Here is an 18,567-nt window from a genome sequence, read left to right as displayed (position 1 = left end):
TACAGCCCGAAGCGGCCGAACAGAACCCGAAGAGGACGAGGAACGGACCCTGTCATGCCCGCACTGCTCCTGAGACACCTGGCGCGCGCCTCCGGCATCTTCCTGCTGGTGACCTTCTCCACCTTCTGCCTGATGTACGGCAACGGAGAGGGCGTCGCCAGAGCCACGCTCGGCATGAGCGCGTCCGCCTCCGACGTCCATCGTCGGATGGTCGAGCTCGGCCTGGACCGGCCGCTCCTGGTGCAGTTCGGTGACTGGCTCGGCGGGGTCTTCACCGGTGACTTCGGGCAGTCCTACCTCACTGGTCAGTCCGTGGCCGGGGCGCTGCAGGTCCGTGTCCCGGTCACCCTCGCCCTCACTCTGATCACCCTGGTCCTCACCGCCGTCATCAGCGTGGTCCTCGGCGTGGCGGCGGCGGTGCGGGGCGGCTGGGTGGACCGGATGGTGCAGTTCCTCTCGGTGCTCGGTACGGCAGTTCCCTCCTTCATCATCGCGATCGTGCTGGTATTCACCTTCGCCGTGCACTTCAGAGCCTTCCCGGCCACCGGATACACCTCGCCCGAGATCAGCTTCGGCGGGTGGATCTCCTCCGTGACGCTGCCGGTGCTCGCCCTGCTCATCGGGTCCGTGGCGAGTGCCGCGGTCCAGTTCCGGGCGGCGTTCCTCGACAACCTGGGGCGGGACTACGTCCGTACGCTGCGAGCCCGAGGCGTCCCCGAACGCGGGGTGCTCTTCCGCCACGTCCTGCGCAACGCGGGCGGCCCCGGTCTCACCGTGCTCAACCTGCAGCTCATCGGCACCCTCGGTGGCGCCGTCTTCGTCGAGCAGATCTTCGCCCTGCCGGGCATGGGCCAGCTCGGCAACCTCTCCGCCCAGGCCGGCGACGTTCCCATGGTGATGGGCACGGTCCTTGTCACCATCGCGATCGTGATCGTCGTCAACATCCTCGGTGACCTGGCCACCATGCTCCTGAACCCGAAGGCGAGGATCCGATGACCGTGCCCGACGTCCCGGTGCCCGACGCCGGCACCGCGGCTTCCTCCGTCGCCTCCGCGGAACGCTCCCTGTTCGTACGGCTGTTGCGCAATCCGCAGGCGGCGATCTGTCTCACCTTCGTCGTCCTCATCGCGTTCGTGGCGATCTTCGCACCGCTTCTCGCCCCGTACAGCGCCACCTACACCGACCTCGAGGCCGTGGGCGCCCCCGCCTTCAGCACGGGGCACGTTCTCGGTGGTGACGCGGCCGGGCGCGATGTGCTGTCCCGCCTCATCTGGGGCACCCGGCAGAGCGGGCTCGCAAGCCTCATCGTCCTCGGTGTCTCGCTCGCCGTCGGGGCGGTCAGCGGTCTGGTCGCGGGCTACTACCGGGGTCGCTTCGAGACCGTCTCCGGCTTCGCCACCGACGTCGTCATGTCGCTGCCCGGCGTTGTCCTGCTCATCGCCCTCTACTCCCTGACCGGTCCGGACATCCCCGTCGCGATGGCCGTGTTCGGCCTCCTGGTCGCTCCCGGCTACTACCGTCTGGTGCGCGGTGTCGTCCTCGGCGTACGCGGAGAGCTGTACGTGGATGCCGCCCGGGTCGTCGGCCTCTCCGACCTGCGCATCGTCGGCCGCCATGTGCTGTGGGCGGTGCGGGTGCCGATCGTCATCCAGAGCTCCTTCGTCCTCGCCGCGGGCATCGGTATCGAGGCCGGTGTCACCTTCCTCGGCCTCGGCGACAGCAACGCGGGCTCGTGGGGTGTGGTGCTGCAGAAGGCCTTCGAGGACATCTACAACAACCCGCTGGGGATCGTCTGGCCGGCCCTGCTGATCAGCCTCACCATCCTCGCGCTGATCCTGCTCGGCAACGCTCTCAGCGACGTCCTGCAGGCATCGGCCCGCAGCAAGCCGGTGACGGCGCGGCAGCGCAGGGCGGCGCTCGCCGTCGGGGGGATCGCCGTGGGCAAGCCCGCGGACGACGCACTCCTGTCCCTGCGCGGCATCCGCATCGCCTACCCGCAGGGCGACGAGATCCGCGAGGTGGTGCACGGCGTCGACCTGGATGTGCGGCGCGGCGAGATCCACGGCCTGGTCGGCGAGTCCGGCTCGGGCAAGTCCCAGATCGTTTTCTCCGTGCTCGGCATCCTGCCGCGCGAGGCCCTCACCCTCGCCGGAAGCGTCCACCTCGACGGCGTGGACCTGCTCGCCGACGAAGGCCGGATGCGCGCGGCCCGCGGCCGCCGTATCGCGTACGTCCCCCAGGAGCCGATGTCCAACCTCGACCCCTGTTTCACCATCGGCCGCCAACTCCTGTACTGGCTGCGTGCGTCCAGCGACCTCGGGATCGAAGAGGCCCGGGAACGGATCGTCGCCCTGCTCACGCGGGTCGGCATCAAGGATCCCGAGCGTGTGATGGGTCTGTATCCGCACCAGATTTCCGGTGGTATGGCCCAGCGTGTTCTGATCTGCGGCGCGATCGCCTCCGAGCCCGAAGTGATCGTCGCCGATGAGCCGACCACCGCGCTCGACGTCACGGTTCAGGCCGAAGTCCTGGAACTGATGCGTGAGTTGGCGCGCGAACGCGGCCTCGCCATGATCATTGTCACCCACAACCTGGGCGTGGTCGCCGACCTGTGCGACACCGTCAGCGTCATGAAGGACGGACGGATCGTCGAACAGGCCGCAGTGGACGACCTGTTCGAGTCGCCGCGCGAGCCGTACACCAAGGAACTCCTTTCCGCCTCCCGCCGCGTCGAGCTGATGGAGATCGAGACCCCGTGACCGAGCCCGTATCCGACACCGCACCGCTCCTCAGGGTCGAGGATCTGGTGGTCCGTTTCGCCGATCGCCGGGGCCGTGGCAAGACGGTCATCGACGGTGTCAGCTTCGACATCGCCCCCTGTGAAACCCTGGGCCTGGTCGGCGAGTCCGGCTCCGGCAAGACCACCATCGGCCGCGCGATCCTGGGCCTCACCCCGGTCAGCGGCGGCGAGATCACCTTCCGCGGCGAGGTCATCAGCAACGTCTCGCGCGCCCGCCGGCGGAAGATCGCCAGCGATATCCAGGTGGTCTTCCAGGACCCGTACTCGTCGCTCAACCCCGCCATGACCGTGGGCAGCATCCTGGTCGAACCCCTCGACGCGGCCGGCGTCGAGGGCGGAGCGGCCAGGATCCGTGAACTCCTCGACGCGGTCGGCCTCCCCGCCGACGCCGCCCGGCGCTACCCGCGCGAGTTCTCCGGCGGCCAGCGCCAGCGCGTCGCCATCGCCCGTGCCCTGGCCCTCGCCCCGTCGGTCATCATCTGCGACGAACCGACCAGCGCCCTGGACGTCACCACCCAGGCCAAGGTTCTGACCCTGCTGAAGAAGATCCAGGACGAAACCGGCGTCGCGTACATCTTCATCAGCCATGACCTCGGAGTCGTCAACGACATCAGCGACCGCACCGCAGTCCTGGACGGGGGCAGGATCGTCGAGCTGGGGGAGTCCGCCCAGGTCGCGACGGCGCCGGTCCACCCCTACACCCGCAAGCTCCAGATGGCGGCACCGGTCGCGGACCCGAAGCGACAACGCCTCCGCCGGGCGAAGCGGCTGAGTCTCGCCACCGACGAGGGCACCGGCGTGCCCGAGACGACGGACGCCTGCTGACACACCGCCGTGCCCGACGGCCCGCGTACCCCTGAGTACCGGCGGCTCCCCGGCATGTCCTGTCACTGACGGGGGTGCCCGGTATCCGCCGGAGACCCGCCATGCCCCGCACGGCGCGGAACCCACATCAGCCTCCAACGAACCAGCGCAGCACCTCCCCTCCCAGGAGAAGCACATGACCGTACGACGACCCTCCCGACGTGATTTCGTCCGCACCTCGGCGGCAGGCACCGCCGTCGTGCTGGGAGCGACCCCGCTGCTCAGTACCCCCGCCTCGGCCGAGGCACGCCCGGTGTGCGCGGCGAGCGGCCCCGGCGGCCCCTTGCAGATCACACCCGACTGCGACGACCCGACGTACAACCGGCCCGTCATCGACAGCGAGGAGGACCTGACCTCCCCCGTCCGGCACCGCAAGGTGTCCGGCCACTTCGAGGGCACGTCCAAGAAGTTCACCATCTACCTGCCGCCCAAGAAGCAGTGGCAGGGGAGGTTCTTCCAGAAGGTGTACCCCACCCAGGACGAGCAGGCCCCCGACGACGTCGTCGCCTTCGGCGCGGCCAGCGGCGGGTACGTCGTCCAGACCAACGGAGGCATCGGTTACCGCGTCGAGGCGGCGGCGGCCAAGTTCTCCAGGACGGTCGCGGCGAAGTACTACCGTTCCAGCCGGCGGATCTACGGATACCTCTACGGCGGCAGCGGCGGCTCCTACCAGACCATCGGCGCCATCGAGAACACCGTGGGCGTGTGGGACGGAGCAGTGCCGTTCATACCAGGCAGCCCGGTGTCCATCCCGAACAGCTTCACCGTGCGCGCCCTGGCCAGACTCGTGCTGCGGGAGAAGGCCGCCCGCATCGCTGACGCGGTCGCCCCCGGCGGCTCGGGCGATCCCTACGCCGGGCTCAACGGCGTCGAGCGCGCCATGCTGCGCGAGGTGTCGAGCATGGGTGTTCCGCTCCGGACGTGGGAGGACTACTCCTACGTACTCAAACTGCCGGTGGACCCCGACAATCTGTTGGGGTTCGTGGCCGTCGTGCGCAACATCGATCCCACGTACGCAGACGACTTCTGGTCGAAGCCGGGCTACCTGGGCACTGAGCGGTCACCCCTCGGCGACCTGGTCCGTGCCGCGCGGATCGATCACACAGCCACCATCACCGAGGTGCGCCGTGACGCGGACAACGTGCCGACAGCTCTGCTCCTCGACAGCGTGCCGTCCACACCGATCAGGACACCCCTCGACTTCACGGTCCGCGGTGCGGATGGCACGACGAACATCGGCACGCTGACAGGTTCGCTGGACGTCACCGCCAAGGTGTTCACCCTCGCGGACGGAAACAGCGCGAACGTCCTCGACGCCCTCGCCGCCGGTGGCAGGTTCCAGTCCGACAACCGCTGGTTCCTCGCCTTCCACGCCTACCACCGGCATCAGGTCCCGACCCGGCCCGGTTTCCACACCTTCGACCAGTACCGAGGACCGGACGGACAGCCCCTGTACCCGCAGCGGGCGATACAGATCGGCCCGCTCATCTCCAAGAGCACCAGCGACGGCGGCACGCACACCGGCAAGGTGAACGGCAAGGTCATCGTGGTCGCCAACCTGCTGGACTGCGATGCGTGCCCCGTGCCCGCCGACTGGTACGGCGCCCAGGTGAAGCAGGCCATGGGCGACCGCTTCGACGACACCTACCGGCTCTGGTACAACGACAGCGCCGACCACCTGGAGGGTCCCACCACGGGGGCACGCGCGACCCGGCTGGTCGATTGGAACGGCATCCTGGAGCACGCGCTCCGCGACCTGAGCGCCTGGGTGGAACAGGGCAAGCCACCGGCGCGGACCACCTCCTACCGCATGAGCGACAGCCAGATCGCCGTGCCGTCGCGGGCCCGCGCCCGGCTGGGTGTCCAGCCCGTCGTCGACCTCACGGTGCACGGCCGGGACCGGATCGAGGTCGCCGCCGGACGGCCGGTCGTCTTCCGGGCCAGGATCGAGGCGCCCCCGAAGGCCGGCCGGATCGTGTCCACCGAATGGGACTTCACCGGATCCGGAACCTTCACCGCACGCACCTGCGGCCCCGCGCGGGAGACCGTGGAGGTACAGGCCGCCTTCACCTATGACAAGCCTGGCACGTACTTCGTGGCACTGCGCGCCACCGCTCAACGCGAGGGCGACGCGCACACGCCGTTCGCCAGGGTGCGCAACCTGGGCCGGGTACGGGTCGTCGTGCGCTGACCCGGGTGCTCATGCCGGGGCTCCTGCCAGTTGCCGCGCACACACCCGGGCGATCCCGTGCCCCTCGCACCCTCGCACCCTCGCATCCTCGAGAAGTCAGGACCAGCCATGACAGCTCCGAACCCGCACCCGGCCGCACCGCTGCTGCCGAACCCGCTGATCCCCGGCTTCAACCCGGACCCCAGCTGTGTCCTCGTCGACGGCAACTGGTACCTGGTCACCTCGTCGTTCGAGTATCTGCCGGCGCTGCCTGTCTACCGCAGCACCGACTTCGTCACCTGGGAACACATCGGCAACGTGGCGACCCGCGAGGAACAGGTCGGCGTCGCGAACGTGCCGGACTCCGGGGGAGTGTGGGCCCCGACCATCCGTCACCACGACGGCCTCTTCCATGTGATCGTCACGGTGGCCACCAGTCCACGCGGCTGCGTCGTGTTCACAGCCGCCGACCCGGCCGGTCCCTGGAGCGACGGCACCACCCTCGACGGAATCCTCGGCATCGATCCCGATCTGGCCTGGGACGAGACCGGCGCCGCCTACGTCACCTACAGCGGCCTGCACCTGGACGGGACGACGGTCGTCGAGAACCGCGGCATCCTCCAGGCCAGGGTCGACCTCGCCGAGGGACGGGCGCTGGAGGAACCCCGGGAGCTGTGGTCCGGCACGGGACTGGTCGCGCCCGAGGCACCGCACCTGTTCCGGCGCGGCGACCACTGGTACCTGATGATCGCGGAGGGCGGCACCGGGTACGGCCACGCGGTGAGCGTCGCCCGGGGGACGAGCATCGAGGGGCCGTTCGAAGGCGCCCCGGGCAATCCGGTGCTGTGCGCCTCGGGCACCGACCGCTCAGTCCAGTGCACCGGCCACGCCGACCTGGTCCGGGGCCCGCACGGCGAGGACGTCCTGGTGCTGCTCGGCACACGCCTGGCCGGCAAGGCCTCGCCCCTGGGACGGGAAACGTACGTCACCGGCGTGGAGTGGGTCGACGACTGGCCGTACCCGGCGCCCGTGGAGGTGAACCCGCGCCCGGAACCACTGGACGAGTATTTCGAGTTCGCCGACCCGACCTCCCTGTCCGACCCCGGCTGGCTGGCGGTGGGCCGGGCCCCCGCCGACGTCGCCTCCCTCGACGCACGACCCGGTCACCTGACCGTGAGCGCGGGCTCAGGCGGCCTGGACACCTTCAGGCCCGACTTCGTCGGCCGCCGTCAACGCCATCTGAGCAGCGTGTTCGACGCCTGCGTCGACCCGGCGGACGGCAGGGGCGGCCTCGGCCTGCGCTTCGACGAGCGGTACACGGTCACGCTGGTCGCCGAGCGGGCACCGTCCGGCGTCGGCCTCCTGGTCACGGCACGAGGCAGCCTGCCCTCGCTGACCCAGACCTGGACCACCGAGGTGCCGGGCCACCAGGTGCTCCTGCGGCTCGAGACCCGTATCCCCGAACCGCACAAGGTGCCCTGGCTCCCGCCGGGCGACACGATCAGGCTCGCCGTCGTGGACGAGTCCGGCACCGAGACAACACTCGCCGAACTGGACGGCCGCTTCTGGTCCGTCGAACTGGCGTCCCCCTTCACCGGCCGCGTGACCGGCGTGTTCGCCGAGCACGGCACCGTCCACTTCACCGACTTCCGCTACCACGGAGAGGGTTCGTCATGACCCCGCCGCCGCGCCGCGTCCTGTTCGGCGCGGCCTACTACCACGAGTACCAGCCGTACGACCGTCTCAAGGACGACCTCGATCTGATGGCCGAGGCCCACTTCACCGTCATCCGGGTCGGCGAGTCAGTCTGGTCCACCTGGGAACCGGAGAACGGCCACTTCGACCTCGACTGGCTCCAGCCCGTCCTGGACGGCGCCCACGAGCGCGGCATCTCCGTCCTCCTGGGGACCCCGACCTACGCGGTGCCGCCGTGGCTCGCCCGGCAGTACCCGGAGATCGCGGGGGAGCGGAGCACTGGCCGGCGCATCCCCTGGGGCGCCCGGCAGGAGGCCGACATCACCCACCCGGCTTTCCGCTTCCACGCCGAGCGGGTGATCCGCAGAATCCTCGAACGGTACGCCGGCCACCCAGCGGTCATCGGATTCCAGGTCGACAACGAACCGGGCAACGAACTCCTGTACAACCACGGTGTGTTCCAGCGCTTCGTCGACCATCTACGGGCGAAGTACGGCGACGTGGAGAACCTCAACCGCGCATGGGGCCTGGTCTACTGGTCGCACCGGCTGGCCACCTGGGCCGACCTGTGGACGCCCGACGGCAACGCACAGCCTCAGTACGACATCGCGTGGCGGGAGTTCCAGGCCCGGCAGGTGAACGAGTACATCGCCTGGCAGGCCGGAATCGTGCGGGAGTACGCGCGCCCGGAGCAGTTCGTCACCACCTGCATCGACTACGGTCGCCCGGCGGTCGACGACGACACGATGACCGACGCCCTCGACGTCTCCTCGGGCAACGCCTACTACGAGACACAGGACGCGCTGGCACTCCCCGGCACGGACGTCCCCGTCCGGCACCCGTGGAAGGCCATGGGCCCGCGCGGGCTGTACCTGAGGGCCGACCGCATGTACTCCTCCCGCCAGGAGCCCTTCCTCGTCACCGAGACGAACGCGGGCGGCGTGGGCGGCCCGTTCGAGAACCGTCCGCCGTACGACGGGCAACTGCGCCAGGCCGCTTGGGCGTTCGTGTCCCGGGGAGCGCGGATGATCGAGTACTGGCACTGGCGCACCCTGCACTTCGGCGGCGAGACCTACTGGGGCGGTGTGCTGCCGCACAGTGGCCGGCCCGGCCGGATCCACGCGGAAGTGGCCCGCATCGGCGCCGAGTTGGAGGCGGCGGGAGACCTGGTGGTGGACCTGGTCCCGGACGCGGACGTCACCCTGGTCTACTCACGCCCCACCAAGTGGCTGATGGAGAAGTACCCGCCGCTCGCCCACCCGGACGGCAGCCCCGACCCCGACGCGTACGACGCCCTGTTCGACCCCTTCCACCGAGGCGCGTTCGACGCCCGGCTCCAGGCGCGCGTCGTGCACGCCCGGGAACTCGCCGACACGCCTCCCGAGCAGACGGCGCGGCAGCACCGGGTGTTGGTCGTGTCCGGCCTGTACCTCACCGACGACCGGACGCTGGACTGGCTCGGGGCCTACGCCGAGGCGGGCGGCCACCTCGTCCTGGGGCCGCGCACCGGGTACGGCGACGAGGAGGGCCGCGCCCGCACCGACGTCATGCCGGCCCGGCTGGCCACAGCAGCGGGCGTGCACTACGCGGAGTTCGGCAATCTGAACGAGGCGGTGCCCGTCCTCGCCGCCCACGCGGCGCTGGCGACCGGTGAACCGATCGCGGCCACCCGATGGGCCGACAGCCTCGTCGTGGACGACGCCACCGTCCTGGCGCGGTACGACCACCCCCATCTGGGCCGGTGGCCGGCCATCACCACACGCAGGGTCGGTGAGGGGCGCATCACCTGCGTCGGCACCGTGCCCGACGAGAATCTGGCCCAGGCGCTGCTGGCGTGGGCGTGTCCGTCGTCCCTCGACGCCTGGTCCGGCCTGCCCGCGAGCGTGACCCGCACGAGCGCGACGGCGCCCGACGGCCGTCGCGTCCACTTCCTGCACAACTGGTCCTGGACACCGGAGCCCGTACGGCTTCCCCGGGAGTTCCGGGATGTCGTCAGCGGTCGGCCCTGCGGGGAGGGCGAGTCCCTCGGACTGGGGCCATGGGACGTACGAGTCCTTGTGGAGAGCGGCGAGGGCACACCCGGGACGGGACCGCAGCGACAGCCGGCTCGCCAGTCCCTTTCGAACGGGCCTCGCTTCGGGCTGCCCCCCGGGCCGATTCCCACCTCCCGTCGCCAGAAGGAGCGTGATGGATCCAGTCACCGGACTTGAGGTGAGCGTCATGTCGGCGCGGCAGGGACTCGTTCTCGAAGACCTTGGCGCGGGTGAAGGCGTAGGGAGCCGTGTGTGCCGTGGTGGGCCGTTCACGCACGGCGGCCCGAGCAGGTCCGGCGACGGGGTCGGCCGGGGTGCCCCGGCACCCGCCGTAGGCGGCCGGAACCCGGCGCCCTGGAGACCGACGAGCGGGCGCGTCTCGCCCCGGGCCGTGTCGTCACCGGGGACTCAGTCGGTAGAACTCGGTCGCCGTGTCGGCGAGGATCGCCCGGGTCTCCGTCCCGGAGCAGTCGTGCAGCAACTCCTCGACGGTGGCCGCCCAGGCGTTCCAACCGCCGGCGAGTCGGCAGACCGGCCAGTCGGAGCCGAACATGAGCCGCTTCGGGCCGAACGCGGAGAGCAGGACGTCCCACACAGGCCGGATGTCCCCGATCTCCCACTTCTCATGGTCGGCCTCGGTGACCAGCCCCGACATCTTGCACCGGACCTGCGGGTGGCCGGCCAGCAGACGGATCTGCCGCTCCCAGTCGGTGAGGTCGCCGTCGGCGATGGGCGGCTTGCCCGCGTGGTCGAGGACCAGCGGCAGGCCGGGAACGCGCTCGGCGAGCCTGATCGCCTGGGGCAGTTGGTGGGCGCTGATCAACACGTCGTAGCCGAGGCCCTGGTCACGTACTGTGCGCAACCCCGATTCCACGACGGGCCGTTGCAGCCAGCCGGGGTCGGGCTCGCCCTGGACGATGTGGCGCACGGCGCGCAGACAGGAGCCGCCGGGCCCGGCGCGCAGTGTGTCGAGCATGTCGCCGATGGCCAGCGAGGTCAGGTCCACCCAGCCGACGACACCGCCGATCAACGGGTCCCGCTCGGCCAGGGCCAACAGCTCGCGTGTCTCGGGCAGGGACGCCACACACTGGACGACCACGGTCCGCTCCAGGCGCCGGCCCGAGATCGTCCGGGTGGCGGTCATCCGCAGGTCAGTCATGCCGAAGGACCGGCGGATCGGCCCGTGTGTCGTTTCGTCCAGCCAGGGCTGGGGCCGCCGGTCGAGATTCCACACATGGTGGTGGGCGTCGACGAGGCCGTAGCACGGGCGGTCAGACACGGGCCGCGCCCGCGTCGTCGCAGTCGTTGCGGAGAGCGCCGACGGAGGCGGCGAGGCGAGCTGTCGAGCGCGCGGAGGACGACATTACGGCACTCCTGAAGGAACGTCCGAAGGGGTACCAGTTGCCTCGCGAGCCGCACGGCGTCGGCGCGAGTCGCGGAGTGATCGCGGGGCTGGTGCTGCGGTGACTGTAGACGGCATCGGTCGAGCTGGCAACTCATTGCTGGGATGTATGAGGTGGGCTCACGCTTGCCCCTGTCCACTGTCGACGACGTATGTCAGGTGTCCGAAGGGTGCCCCAGAGCCACGAGACGCGACTCTCCGGCGAGTCATGGAAGACGTGGGTGAGGCACCCGAAATCCGCGTTGCGGAATCTCCGGTTATCGCTAACACCCCTGCTACGTACGGGTAACTAGAGAAAGCGGAGTTCAACGGGCTGGCGTCGTCACCGGTCCGGGCGGGGCCGCGTCCCTTTCCCGGGCTCTCGAGTCCCCTGCCGGAAGAATCGCGACGAAAGGACTCTTGTCATTTCCTGTCATGTCGCCGTAACGTCCTCGCAGCTCGGGAAACATCCCAGCAATCGGAGGTCGGTAGGCGTCGAAGCCCTCGCTCTCGCGCTCTCTCCCGTCAACCGTTCGGCACATCAGTTGCCCTGGAGGTCTCGTCATGTCGAGAGCGATCAACAGACGGCAGTTTCTGGCCGGCACCACCGCCGTCGCGGCGGCCGCGGTCGCGGGCGGCGTCTTCGGCTCCGGCCGCGCCCTCGCGGCACCGGCCACCTACACGCCCACGTGGGCCTCGGTGAACCAGCACCCGGCGGCTCCCGAGTGGTTCCAGGACGCCAAGTTCGGCATCTACTTCCACTGGGGTGTCTTCAGCGTTCCCGCATACGACAGCGAGTGGTACCCGCGCAACATGTACTTCAACAACAGCGGGGTCAACAAGCACCACGTCGCCACCTACGGCACCCCGTCCGCGTGGCCGTACCACAACTTCATCGACGGGGCGAACGACAAGGCGGGCAACTTCACCCAGTTCGCGCCCAGGCTGAAGTCGGCCGGCGGCAACTTCGACCCCGACGAGTGGGCGCAGCTGTTCGTGGACGCCGGGGCGCGGTTCGCCGGGCCGGTCGCCGAGCACCATGACGGTTTCTCCATGTGGGACAGCCAGGTCAACGAGTGGAACTCGGTCGACAAGGGCCCACAGCTCAACCTGCTGAAACTGTTCACCGACGCCGTCCGCGCGAAGAACCTCAAGCTGCTCGTGTCGATGCACCACGCCTACAACTACCTCGGCTACTTCCAGGCCGTCCCGGCGCAGTCCGACCCCAGCCTGAAGAAGCTCTACGGGCAGCTGGACAAGGCCACGGAGGACCAGCTCTGGTACGACAAGCTCAAGGAGGTCATCGACCTGGCCGAGCCGGACATCATCTACCAGGACGTCCACCTGGACCAGATCGCCGAGACGCAGCTGCTGAACTTCCTCTCCTACTACTACAACCAGGCCAACTCCTGGGGCCGCGAGGTCATCGCCACCTACAAGGACGCCTTCAACGGCCACGGCGAGGTCTTCGACTACGAGCGCGGCGGCCCCGCCGACATCACGTCTCCCTACTGGCTGACCGACGACAGCGTCTCCAGCTCCAGTTGGTGCTACACCGAGGGCATCGGCTACTACACGGCCCAGTTGCTGCTGCACGCCATGATCGACCGGATCAGCAAGAACGGCACCGTCCTGCTCAACATCGCGCCCAAGGCCGACGGCACCATCCCCCAGGGCCAGCGCGACATCCTGGTGGGCATCGGCGACTACCTGAAGCGCTTCGGTGAGTCGGTGTACTCGACCCGGGCCTGGACCGCGTACGGGGAAGGGCCGACCAAGATGGGCGGCGGCACCTTCATGAACCCGAGCGCCGGCACAGCGCAGGACATCCGCTTCACCCGCAACAAGGCGAACACCGTCCTGTACGCCACGGTGCTCGGCTACCCCGGCAGCTCACTGACCGTCAAGACGCTCAGCTCCAGCCGTATCGACCTGGGCTCGCTGACCTCGGTGAAGCTGCTGGACAGCACGGCCGGTACCTACATCGACCTCCCCAACCGCACCCAGGACGCCACCGGGCTCAAGGTGACCCTGCCGTCGTCGGCGCCGTACTCCGCACCCATGTACGTACTGAAGCTGACCTTCTCCGGCCAGATCCCCACCCTGCGGCCGGTCGACGGCGCCCTGGTCTTCACGGACGTCAACTACGGCGGCACCTCCGCCACGCTCGGCCTGGGCGACTACACCGCCGACCAGCTCGACCTGCACGGGGTGCCCGCGCTCTCCATCTCCTCGCTGAAGCTCGCGCCGGGCCAGCAGATCGTCGCCTACTCCGGCGACAACTTCACCGGCACCCAGTGGACCTTCACCGCGGACAATGCCGACCTGCGGGTCACCGGCCAGAACGACCGGATCACCTCACTGAAGGTGCAGTTCAACCCCGCGACCTACCTCAAGATCATCAACTACACCGACGGGCTCGCCCTGGACAGCGGCGGCAACGTCGCCGACGGATCCGCCCTCAAGCAGTGGCACTGGTTCGACAGCGGCAACCTCCAGTGGCAGGCGGTCGAGGTCGGAGGCGGCTACTACAAGCTGGTCAACCGGACCAACGGCATGGTCGCCGACAGCTGGGGCGCCACCACCAACGGCGCCACCTGCAAGCAGCTGGCCTGGAACGGCCACACCAACCAGCAGTGGAAGATCACGCACCGCGGCGACGGCCAGTACAACATCGTCAACCGCACCACGGGCAAGCTCCTGGACGGCGGCGGCAACGTGCCCGAGGGCTCCGTCACCAAGATGTGGGCCTGGGGCAACAGCACCAACCTGCAGTGGACCATCAGCCCCGTCTGATCCCTCCCCCCTCATGACCCGGCGCGGTGTCGAACTCCGGCCCGCGCCGCAGGCAGACGACCCCGATAACAAGTGAACAGGGATACCTCCATGACCATGAGACAACCGCTGCGCCGACTGAGCGCTCAGGCCGTCGCACTGACGCTGGCCGTCACGGGCGGGGTGGCGGTCCTCGCCGCGGCGCCCGCGCAGGCCGCGAGCAGCACGATCGGTGTGACCCTGACGACGTCCGACCTGAGCCAGGCACTGACTCCGCAACCGGGCATCGCCCTCGGGCCGGTGTCGTCGGGCAGTGTGAACCTGAAGGTGGACGACACCCAGTCGTTCCAGACCATCGACGGCTTCGGCGCCGCCTTCACCGACACCTCCGCGTACCTTCTGCAGAACAAGCTCAACGCCACCACCCGCGACCGGGTGATGCGTGATCTGTTCACCCGCGGCTCCGGCATCGGACTGTCCCTCATGCGGACACCGATGGGCTCCTCCGACTACACGGCCACACCCGCGGGCAGCCCCGGCACCTACTCCTACGACGACAACGGCGGCGTGGCCGACCCGACTCTGGCGAACTTCTCCACCGCACACGACGACGCCTACGTCATCCCCATCATCAAGCAGGCCCAGGCGCTCAACCCGTCGATGAAGCTCTTCGCCAACAACTGGAGCCCGCCGGCCTGGATGAAGACCACGAACACGATGCTGGGCACGAACAACGGCACCCTGCGCTCCGACATGTACGGCCCGCTCGCGCAGTACTACGTCAAGTTCCTCCAGGAGTACAAGGCCAAGGGCGTCGACGTCTGGGGCGTCACCCCGCAGAACGAGCCGACGATCTCACCGTCCACGTACTCGGCGATGCTGTGGCCCGCGGGCAACGAGGCGACCTTCATCGCCGACAACCTCGCCCCGGCACTCCAGCAGGCGGGCCTCTCCGGCACGAGGATCCTCGCCGGGGACGCCGACCACGTGGACACCAACTACGCCAACACGCTGATGGGCAACCAGGCGGCCCGCGACGCGATCTACGGCACCGCGTGGCACTGCTACCAGAACGACCTCGGCAAGATGACCACCATCCACAACTCCTACCCGGACAAGCGGCTCTACGAGAGCGAGTGCTCCACCGGCCCCGGCATCGCGCCGATGAACGCCGCCCAGCTCGCCCTGGAGTCCACCTTCAACTGGGCCAACGGCGCCCTGCTGTGGAACCTGGCCCTCGACACCAACGGCGGCCCGAAGATGGGCGTCGGCTGCACCAACTGCACCGGCCTGGTCACCGTCGACCAGGCCACCGGCAAGGCCACGTACACCGACAACTACTACCAGCTCGGCCAGTTCTCGAAGTTCGTCGTCCCCGGCGCGACCCGGATCGGCTACAGCGACGGCGGCGGCATCTGGGCGCAGGCCTACCAGAACCCCGACGGCGGCCAGGTGCTGGTCGCCTACAACAACAACTCCTCCGCCACCACGTTCACCACCACGTGGAACAACGCCGGATCGTTCTCCTACACGCTGCCCTCCCACGCCACGGTCACCTTCACCCGGGGCGCGCAGACGGCCGCAGGACAGATCGTCGGCCAGGGTTCGAACCGGTGCCTGGACGACACCGGCAACCCGGCCAACGGCATCCAGCAGAACATCTGGGACTGCACGTCGGGCAGCGCCAACCAGCAGTACACGTACTCGGCGAGCCGTGAGCTGCAGGTCGCGGGCAAGTGCCTGGGCGCGTTCGGCAACGGCACGGCGAACGGCACCAAGGTCGTCACCTGGGACTGCAACGGCGGCGCCAGTCAGAAATGGACCTTCCACGCGGACGGCAGCGTCACCAACGACCTGTCCGGCCTCTGCCTCGACGTGACCGGCACGGCCACGACGAACGGGTCCAAGGTCCAGCTGTGGACCTGCACGGGCGCCACTAACCAGAAGTGGTCGGCCTCCAGCGGGGGTTGAGCCGAACGAAGCGAGGCTGGGCCGCGGGGTGGACCTGCTGCCCAGCCGGGCGTCCGCCGTGACCGACGATACGCAACACTCTCTATACGACGGTGGCCGCGAGCGGCCATGCCCCGCGGTCCAGCAGATCGAGGACGAGTGCGGCGATGTTCCACGCGTCGTCCTCGCCCCGGTGATGGCGTCCCTCGAGCGGTAGTCCGGCGATCTGCAGGGCGTGGCTCATGCCGGGTTTCCTGCGCAGCCCGTAGGCCGTGGTGAACACGGCCTTGGCGTTGGTGTGGGTGCGTTCCGTCGGGTAGCCGAACGGGTAGGCCACCCCGTCGGCCTGGCTCTGCCGGGCGAACTGCCGACGGTCGTACTCGCCCCAACTCGCCCAGGGGCGCTCCCCGGCCCCGTGCTCCTCGACGAGGATCCGGCAGGCCTCGGCGAAGGTGACGCCCTGTTCCACCTCGGCTTGGGTCAGTCCTGTCAGTTCGGTGCAGAACTCGCTCACCGCCGACCGGGAAGGGCGGACCAGGACACGGTGCCGGGACACCCGGCGCCGTGCCGTCATGTCCACGACGGTGAGGCCGATCTCGATGATCTCGTTGACCGACCCGGGCGGCGGCGGTCCGTCCCAGCAGGTGGCTTCCACATCGATGACGTTCAACAGGGCGGATTCGTGGAGCATGGGCCGAGAGTAGGGATACGAGCCGGGTACGGCACCTCAATTACTCCCTGATGGCGGCGAGAACGCGAACGCCGTCACCTCGTCGGTGCACTCCCCCCACTCCCGGAACACGCACTGTGCGAGTGCCGCTTCGGCTCTGGGCGCGGTACCCGTACTGGCGTCGTCGTACACCCAACTCTCGGTACTGCGGAAGGCAACGCCTCGGACGGCGTGGTGAACCCCGTCGGCTGTCGACACACAGCAGTTGAGGGTCGTGTTCGACGTGGAACTCCACAGCGAATCCTGTCCGGGACCCGAACAACACGGCGACCTCCCAGCACTGACGTCACGCCCATCACGACTGAACCCTACTGATCCCCGGTCAGCACGACCGACCGGCCGACCGTCAAGCCGTCGGCGACGCGCTGCACCGCGTCCGCCGCCCCGTCCAGTGGCACGCGTTCACTGACCATCGGCCTGATCGCTCCCCGCGCGGCCAACTCGGTGAGCTGGTCGTGGCAGTGCTGGACCAGTTCGGGGTTCTCGGTCCGGTAGCGGCCGGTGTAGAGGCCGAGGATGGAGTAGTTCTTTACCAGGGCGTGGTTCAGGGCGGGGCGCGGGACGGTTCCGCCGGCGAAGCCCACGATCACGATGCGGCCTTCGAAGGCGACGACCTTGGTGGACTGCGCGTACGCCTCGCCGCCTACCGGGTCGTAGATCACGTCCGCGCTCTGGCCGCCCGTGGCCTCCCGAACGGCTGCGACGACGTCCTCTGTCAGTCGGTCGATGACGACGTCGCACCCCAGTTCCCGCGCTGCGGCGACCTTCCGCGGCCCGCCCGCGACGCCGATGACCCTGGCCCCCGCGGCCTTGCCGAGCTGTACCGCGGCGCTGCCGACCCCTCCGGCGGCGGCGTGGACCAGCAGGGTTTCCCCCGCCCGGAGCCGGGCCCGCCGGTGCAGCGCGAACCAGCCTGTCTGATAGCCGACGTGCAGCGCCGCGGCCTCGGCGTCGTCGAGCGCGTCGGGCGCGGGCAACACGTCGACGGCCTCGGCGAGCGCGTACTCGGCGAACGCGCCGTGCGGCAGCGCCGGGGTGGCGATGACCCGCCGTCCGTCCTCGGTCTCGCCGCAGAACTCCAGGCCAGGCGTGAACGGCAACGGTGGCTTGATCTGGTACTGGCCACGGCACAGCAGAGCGTCGGGGAAGTTGACGTTCGCGGCGCGCACCTTCAGCAGCACCTGCCCGGCACCCGGGACCGGCCTTTCGACCTCCACGAGCCGCATCACATCGCTCGGCTCACCACTCACGCTTACGTGCCATGCCTGCATGGAGACCTCCCGGAACCGCACCTTCCGCATCGGTCGGCCAGAGTCGCAGAAGGGCACCGTGGTGACAAAGCGGGTGGAGTGTTTTGAGACGCGGCGGAACATCGACCTCTTCGACCCATTGACGCCGGTACCCGGTCGGCGGCACTCTGTATTCCGTCATACAAAGTTCATCCCCAAGAAGCAGAGGTGTGACGTGGCCGGGCTCGACCTTCGGGTGAAGCAGGACAAGCTCGTACGGGACAAGGTGGTCGACGCGCTGCGCGCGGCCATCCTGGACGGCGCCTTGCAGCCTGGCCGCAGACTCACCGAGCGGGAGCTCACCGAGCTGACCGGCGTGAGTCGTACGTCTGTGCGCGAGGCGCTGAGGCGGCTGCAGGCCGAGGGACTGGTCGAGGAGTCGCCGAGCCGAGGTCTGCGGGTGAGTATCCCGAGCGAGGAGGAGATCGAGCAGATCTACGAGATCCGCGCCGAGCTGGAGCCGCTGGCGGTGCGTCTGTTCGTCGAGCGGGCCTCTCAGGAGGAGGTGGACGCGCTGGGCTCCGTCGCTCACGAGGTGACCCCGGGTGGCGACGGCAACAAGGACGTGCTGGACCGTTTCGACAAGATCCTGCTCGACGGCTGCCGCAACCCCATGCTGGCGGAGCTGCTCGGCGGCCTCTACAGCCGCATCCACGCCCTGCGTCGGGTCTCGGCCGCCACCCCGGGCCGGATGAGCGTCACCAAACAGGAGTACGCCGATCTCGTCGAGGCGATCCGGCGCGGTTCCGCCGCCGACGCGGCGGAGGTGGCCCGTCGGCACGTCGCCGCGGCCAGGGCGTCCGCGAAGGTCGCGATGACTCTGCTGGAGCAGGACGCCGACTGAAGCTTCGAGGGTCGGCGAAAAGGCCGAGAGTACAAG

12 protein-coding genes are annotated in these 18,567 nt (G+C 69.2%); 9 read left to right on the top strand and 3 right to left on the bottom strand.

Translation table 11 applies throughout. The annotated features are described in order from the left end of the window. Positions 1–54: 54 nt before the first annotated feature. From PV396_RS12030 to PV396_RS12005, 6 genes are all read left to right on the top strand, one after another. Positions 55–996, top strand: coding sequence for an ABC transporter permease (locus PV396_RS12030; RefSeq protein ID WP_319203490.1), 942 nt, complete (start codon positions 55–57; stop codon positions 994–996). Beyond that, on the top strand, positions 993–2,759 hold the full coding sequence (locus PV396_RS12025; protein WP_319203488.1) for a dipeptide/oligopeptide/nickel ABC transporter permease/ATP-binding protein: 1,767 nt from the start codon (positions 993–995) through the stop codon (positions 2,757–2,759). The genes PV396_RS12030 and PV396_RS12025 overlap by 4 nt, the downstream gene beginning before the upstream one ends. Continuing rightward, entirely contained in the window at positions 2,756–3,625 is an 870-nt protein-coding gene (locus PV396_RS12020; RefSeq protein WP_319203486.1) for an ATP-binding cassette domain-containing protein, read from the top strand. Before PV396_RS12025 ends, PV396_RS12020 begins: the two co-directional genes overlap by 4 nt. A gap of 175 nt (positions 3,626–3,800) precedes the next feature. Further along, positions 3,801–5,855, top strand: a complete 2,055-nt coding sequence (locus tag PV396_RS12015) for a PKD domain-containing protein (protein WP_319203484.1) — start codon at positions 3,801–3,803, stop codon at positions 5,853–5,855. A gap of 108 nt (positions 5,856–5,963) precedes the next feature. After that, a complete protein-coding gene (locus tag PV396_RS12010) occupies positions 5,964–7,511 on the top strand; it encodes a glycoside hydrolase family 43 protein (protein ID WP_319203482.1) in 1,548 nt (515 codons plus the stop codon). Beyond that, positions 7,508–9,739, top strand: coding sequence for a beta-galactosidase (locus PV396_RS12005; RefSeq protein ID WP_319203480.1), 2,232 nt, complete (start codon positions 7,508–7,510; stop codon positions 9,737–9,739). Before PV396_RS12010 ends, PV396_RS12005 begins: the two co-directional genes overlap by 4 nt. A 220-nt stretch (positions 9,740–9,959) precedes the next feature. On the opposite strand, the gene PV396_RS12000 is transcribed toward PV396_RS12005, so the two are convergent. Then, positions 9,960–10,841 (bottom strand): amidohydrolase family protein, encoded by an 882-nt coding sequence (locus PV396_RS12000; RefSeq protein WP_319203478.1) that lies wholly within the window; start codon positions 10,839–10,841, stop codon positions 9,960–9,962. Between the two features lie 666 nt (positions 10,842–11,507). Between PV396_RS12000 and PV396_RS11995 the strand changes: the two genes are divergently transcribed. Further along, a complete protein-coding gene (locus tag PV396_RS11995; RefSeq protein WP_319203476.1) occupies positions 11,508–13,739 on the top strand; it encodes an alpha-L-fucosidase in 2,232 nt (743 codons plus the stop codon). Between the two features lie 90 nt (positions 13,740–13,829). Next, positions 13,830–15,689 carry a ricin-type beta-trefoil lectin domain protein gene (locus PV396_RS11990; protein ID WP_319203474.1) on the top strand — a complete coding sequence of 620 codons (1,860 nt, stop codon included), beginning with the start codon at positions 13,830–13,832 and terminating at the stop codon, positions 15,687–15,689. Between the two features lie 82 nt (positions 15,690–15,771). On the opposite strand, the gene PV396_RS11985 is transcribed toward PV396_RS11990, so the two are convergent. Further along, the gene (locus PV396_RS11985; protein ID WP_319203472.1) at positions 15,772–16,359 is read right to left on the bottom strand and encodes a 3'-5' exonuclease; all 588 of its coding nucleotides are present in this window, start codon (positions 16,357–16,359) and stop codon (positions 15,772–15,774) included. Between the two features lie 347 nt (positions 16,360–16,706). Then, positions 16,707–17,669 (bottom strand): NADPH:quinone oxidoreductase family protein, encoded by a 963-nt coding sequence (locus PV396_RS11980; protein ID WP_319203470.1) that lies wholly within the window; start codon positions 17,667–17,669, stop codon positions 16,707–16,709. A 193-nt stretch (positions 17,670–17,862) separates the two neighbouring features. Here PV396_RS11980 and PV396_RS11975 point away from each other — a divergent pair, with 193 nt between their 5' ends. Continuing rightward, on the top strand, positions 17,863–18,531 hold the full coding sequence (locus PV396_RS11975; RefSeq protein WP_319203467.1) for a GntR family transcriptional regulator: 669 nt from the start codon (positions 17,863–17,865) through the stop codon (positions 18,529–18,531). Positions 18,532–18,567: the final 36 nt, after the last annotated feature.

The organism is Streptomyces sp. ME02-8801-2C, assembly GCF_033793965.1.
Taxonomy (GTDB): Bacteria; Actinomycetota; Actinomycetes; order Streptomycetales; family Streptomycetaceae; genus Streptomyces.
Note: the sequence above shows the minus strand (reverse complement) of the source record. Positions and strands in the feature narration are given on the sequence as shown.